The following is a 5,089-nucleotide window of genomic DNA, read 5'->3' on the forward strand; positions in this document are numbered from 1 at the left end:
GCCCCAGGGTGCGCGCCCGGTCGCTTGAGAGGAACCCGCTTTGATCCATGTTCGTCCCGCCCGCCATCAGCTCGCCGCGGCCGTCACCACCGTTCTGGCCGCGACCGTCGGTGCGAGCCTCGCGACGGCGCCCGCGATCGCCGCGACGCCCACCGCTGCCGTCGCCGCGGACGCCGGACCCGCCGACGCGCAGGCGACCGTCGACGGCGTCATCTCCATCCCTCGCACCGACCAGATCCTCAGCGTCGGCCCGACCGGGTTTCTGTCGGTGGAGCGTCGATGGGACCACACGTACTACCGCTGGACCAGCACCGTCGACGGCACCACCACAAGCCTCCCGGAGTGGTACAGCGGGTACCGCGGCGGCGGTTCCGACACCGTCGTCGCCAAGGAGGACGGCACGACCCGGTACCTGCTCCATGACATGTCATCGCCGGGCAGCGACCCCGCGGTCGTCAACCAGACCGACACCCGGCTCTACTGGAAGGGCGTGGTCGGCAGGACTCTCGTCTTCTCGTCCTGGGACAGCCAGAGCAAGGTGGGCCAGCTCCGTCTGATCGGCGAGGGGAACCAGGCGGGCAGCGACCGGCAGGTGACCGGCCTCACGCCGAACTCGAGGGTCCAGAGCGTCGAGGCCCTTTCGGACAGCTCGGCGCTCGTGCGGTACGTCTCGGCTGATGCCGACACCGACCGCTCCTACCTCGCCGTCGTGGACGTCGCCACCGCCTCCGTCGTCGAGAAGCGTGAGGTGGGCGTGTCCGCGTACGACACCGACACAGCCCTTTCCGGGGACCGCTGGGTCTGGGTCGACGCCCCGACGTCCGCGCACGCCAAGCTCATGCACGCCACCCGCGACGGTTCGGGGAGCACGCCGGCCGTGGAAGCGGCCGACCTGGGCGACTCCGTCCGACCGCACATCGGCGTCCTGGGCGACTGGGTCACGTACGCGGCTCCGGGCGGCGCCACCGCGACCGCAGCGTCCCCTCGCTTCGCGCTCAGTGCCGTCAACGTCGTCGACGGATCCACCGTCAAGCTCCTCGACCACGCCTCGTCCACCGTGCCCACCGCCGACGGCGCGCTCCTGGTGCGCGGCGGTACGGTCGCCCACGGCGAGGGGGTCTACCGGATCGCACTCGGGGCCGACGGCAGGCCCACCGCCACGCTCATCGCGAGCACCGGCGAGCCGACCGTGCTCACGCTGCACACCGCGGCCCTTCCCCCGGTCGTCGACCTCGACAAGAACAACGGTCAGGCCCTGCTCCGCTGGGTGCTCTCCCGGACCAACGCCCAGGGCTCCGTGACGGTGCGTCATGTCGGCACGGGCCGTAGCGTGCGGTACGACTTCGCGCAGGCGGCCACCTACGAGGACAAGGGATCCGTCGACTTCCGCTGGGACGGGATGCTCCCCAACGCCGACGGCATGAAGGAGTTCGCGCCCAGCGGCGACTACGCCTGGGACTTCACCGCCTCCCCGCTCAACGGCATCGGTCCGGACGTCGCGCAGACCGGCACCTTCAAGGTCACCCGTACGACCGGCCTGCACGACTACACGGACAACAGCACACCGGACCTGCTCTCCCGTGACGCCGCGGGCGTGCTGTGGCGCGACGACTCGGCCAAGGTGGCGTCCGCGCCGCAGCCCTACTCGACGGGTCGGGTGAAGGTCGGCGGCGGCTGGGAGATCTACAACCAGCTGGAGGCCGTCGGGAACATCGCCGGCAGCCCGGCCGGCGACCTTGTCGCCCGTGACAAGGCCGGCGTGCTCTGGCTCTACCAGGGCAACGGAAACGGCAACTTCGCCGGCCGTACGAAGATCGGCGGCGGCTGGCAGATCTACAACAACATAACCGGCGGCAGCGACCTCGACGACGACAGGAAGTCCGACCTCCTCGCCACCGACGCCGCCGGCGACCTGTGGTTCTACAAGGGCACGGGCAGCACGAGCGCGCCGTTCGCACCCCGCAGGAAGATCGGCTGGGGCTGGGGGATCTACAACCAGCTCACCGCCACCGGCAACATCACCGGCACCTCCGCCGGAGACCTCGTCGCCCGCGACAAGGCCGGTGTCCTGTGGCTGTACGAGGGCAAGGGCGACGGCACTTACGCCCCGCGCACGAGGATCGGCGCGGGCTGGGGCGTCTTCACCCACCTCGTCGGCATCGGCGACGCCGACCGCGACGGGCGGGCCGATCTCTACGCGGTCGGAACCTCGGGCGCCAAGTTCTACGCGGGCACCGGCGACACGGCGGCCCCGTTCAAGCCCGCTGCCCCGGGCAACCTGCTCTGGGATTCGGCGCCCGTCAACTCGGTTCTCTGACGACATCGGCCTCCATCCGGTGACCCTGTTCTGACGGGACGTCGGCACGGTCGCCCGGACGGTCGCTTCGATCGCGGCGCCCTCGGCGCCCAGCCGCCGGTGAGGGCGGATACGAGCAGCAGCCCGCATCCGCCCTCTCCGGGTTCCGTGAGGGACGGGCATCGGCTCCCGGTCGCCCCGCGTGTCCGAGACCCCGTCCGGACGAGGCCGTCCTCGCCCCGCTCTGTCCGCACCTCGAAGCCGGACCCGGGCACGCGCCCGTGGGGGCATGAGTGCTTGATGTACGCGTGATGGACGCCGTCGCCCTTCAAGGGGGCCGAGGTGGCCGATGATGCGGTCGGCTGCGGTCTTTTGACACGCCGAACTGTGGTGCGAGGTGCCGTAGCCAGGGGTCGCGGTCGCGGCGACGCCGGCGGTCCGCCACCCGCTGCAGTTCGGCACCGACGTCCAGGTCTCAGCCCCCCCGAGGCCCGGGCGGAGATGACCCCGGCCATTGCCGAGTCGGCCGGATCGTACGTCGCTGCCTGAACCCCGGCTTCGGGATCTGCCCCGCGAGCCGCCACGGCCACCCCGCCGATACTGACGCCTCGGGCGGACTTGCCGGGCTCGCCGGCTCCGTACACTGAGCAGAGTGGAGGACCACACGGCCACCGGGATCGGTGCACGTCCGGCGCCCGCCTTGCGGCAGTACGTCGACTCGTATGTCGGTTTCGACCTCCGCGGCCTCCCGACGGGGGTGCACTGCGGCCCGCCGAGCCGCGCGCTCACCGCGGTGATCAGCCTGTCAGACCCCATCGAGGTGGCGGCGGGCGTTGACGACGGGTCACCGGTCACCCGATTCAGCAGCGTGGCCGGCGGTCTGATGTGCCGGTCCGTCGCGATCCACCACGACGGACGCCAGCAAGGTGTGCAGGTATCGCTGACACCGCTCGGGGCTCGGGCCGTCTACGGCATGCCCGCCGCTGTGCTCGCCCACCGACTGGTCCCGCTTGACGAGCTTCTCGGAGCGCTCGGCGTCGAGCTGGTCGACCGGCTCCGAGCGGCCACGACATGGTCGGCGCGCTTCACCGCGCTGGACGAATTGCTCCTCCGAGCTGTCGGCCGTGGCGCCGGAGGCGACCCTGTGCGCCCCGAGGTGGCCGAGGCCTGGCGCCGCCTCGTCGCCGCGCGGGGCTGCGTCCAGGTCGGTGCGGTCGCCGAGGAACTCGGCTGGAGCCGTCGGCACCTCACCGAGCGGTTTCGCGGTGAACTGGGCCTGTCGCCGAAGACCCTTGCCCGAGTTCTGCGCTTCGAGCACGCGCACGAACTGGCGACGGCGCAGCACCCGCCCCCGTGGGCCGATGTGGCGACCATCTCCGGCTACGCCGACCAGGCCCATCTTGTCCGGGAATGGCGCGAGTTCACGGGCCGATCGCCGACGGCCTGGCGTCGCAGCGAAGTCCTCCTCGGGGCCGGGTAGTCGCCAACCGACTGCCCGTCGCGTCGGCTTCTGTTCCCATTCCTTCAAGACCACCCGATCGCTGTCGCGTGACGATCGTCAGCATGAGACTCGTCAACCACGAACCCAACGCCATCGACCTGCGGACCGCCCCCGTACACCTCGGGCTGGGATCAAGAGCGAGACCCGTCGAGGGCTTCGCCTGGGACCCGGAGGTGCTCAAGGCCTACAGCGCCGCTGTCGCGGCGGACGGCGCCGAGGGCCGGATGGTGATGATCTTCGACGGCGACGGCCTCGGCGACCATTGGGAGAACCACCCTGCCGGCGACGAACTCGTCGTTTGCCTCAGCGGGTCAGTGACGGTCACCCGCGACGTCGACGGGGTGCCCGACCGCGTTCTGCTCGGGCCGGGCGAAGCCACCATCAACCCCGCCGGGGTATGGCACGCGGTCGACATGGCGGGGCCGGCGTCCATCCTGACCGTCACCGCCGGCCTCGACACCGAACACCGTCCTCGGACCGACACCCGCCCGACCGAACGCGTCGGCACGCCCGGCCCGGAATCGCCGTGACGACACGCATCGCCTGCCTCGGCGACAGCCTCACCCGCGCGCAGCTCAGCGTCGACTACCTGGACCTTCTCGGACGACGCCACCCTCCCGGTGACGTGCAGCTTGCCCGCTTCGGCGCCAACGGTGACTTCGCCTACAACCTCTTGCAGCGCCTCGATACTGTCGTCGCGGACCCGCCCGACGTGATCACCGTGCTGATCGGGAGCAACGACGCCCGAGCGAGCCTTGCCGGCTACCCCGTCGAGCAGGTCATGAAGCGCAAACAGCTCCCCGAGCGCCCGTCAGCCGGCTGGTTCCAACAGTGCCTGGGAGCCGTAGTCGAACGGCTGCGAGCGGAGACCGACGCGACGATCGGTCTGCTGTCGCTCCCGGTTCTCGGCCAACAACTTGACGGTGCGGCGGCGCAGGCATCGCAGGCGTCCAGCCGGATGATCGCCGAGGTCGCCGCCGGCAACGAGGTGACCTACCTTCCGCTCCACGAACGCCAGATCGAGGAACTGCGCCAAGCGGACCCACCGCCGATTCCGTACCGGGAGGTGACGCTCGCAGCGGGCGTCGGCGTCCTCGTCCAGCAGGCCGTGCTGCGTCGCAGCCTCGACAGGATCTCGCGGCGCCGAGGTCTCGTGCTCACGACCGACCACATCCACCAGAACAGCCGCGGCGCCGCCCTTGTCGCTGAGGTCATCGACACCGGTCTGCTGACCCGCAGCGCGTAGCTGGTTCCGGCGCTGCGGTCAGTTGGATGCCATCCACCGCACCCGG

At 70.9% G+C, this 5,089-nt stretch carries 4 protein-coding genes; all 4 read left to right on the forward strand.

Annotation, left to right across the window (positions count from 1 at the left end; translation table 11 throughout):
- Positions 1–40: 40 nt before the first annotated feature.
- Positions 41–2,317, forward strand: coding sequence for an FG-GAP repeat domain-containing protein (locus tag ACWGH4_RS30905; RefSeq protein WP_453466719.1), 2,277 nt, complete (start codon positions 41–43; stop codon positions 2,315–2,317).
- 631 nt (positions 2,318–2,948) lie between these two features.
- Positions 2,949–3,776: a helix-turn-helix domain-containing protein gene (locus ACWGH4_RS30910; protein ID WP_453466721.1), complete on the forward strand. Its 828-nt coding sequence runs from the start codon at positions 2,949–2,951 to the stop codon at positions 3,774–3,776.
- Positions 3,777–3,859: 83 nt separating this feature from the next.
- Complete coding sequence (locus tag ACWGH4_RS30915) at positions 3,860–4,327, forward strand: cupin domain-containing protein (RefSeq protein WP_453466723.1); 468 nt, start codon at positions 3,860–3,862, stop codon at positions 4,325–4,327.
- Positions 4,324–5,043, forward strand: a complete 720-nt coding sequence (locus tag ACWGH4_RS30920) for an SGNH/GDSL hydrolase family protein (protein ID WP_453466725.1) — start codon at positions 4,324–4,326, stop codon at positions 5,041–5,043. Before ACWGH4_RS30915 ends, ACWGH4_RS30920 begins: the two co-directional genes overlap by 4 nt.
- The last annotated feature ends 46 nt before the right edge of the window (positions 5,044–5,089 follow it).

The organism is Streptomyces sp. NPDC054847, from assembly GCF_053610925.1.

Coding starts and splice junctions, on each gene's coding strand:
- ACWGH4_RS30915 (WP_453466723.1), top strand. CDS start 3,860: ATGAGACTCGTCAACCACGAACCCAACGCCATCGACCTGCGGACCGCC.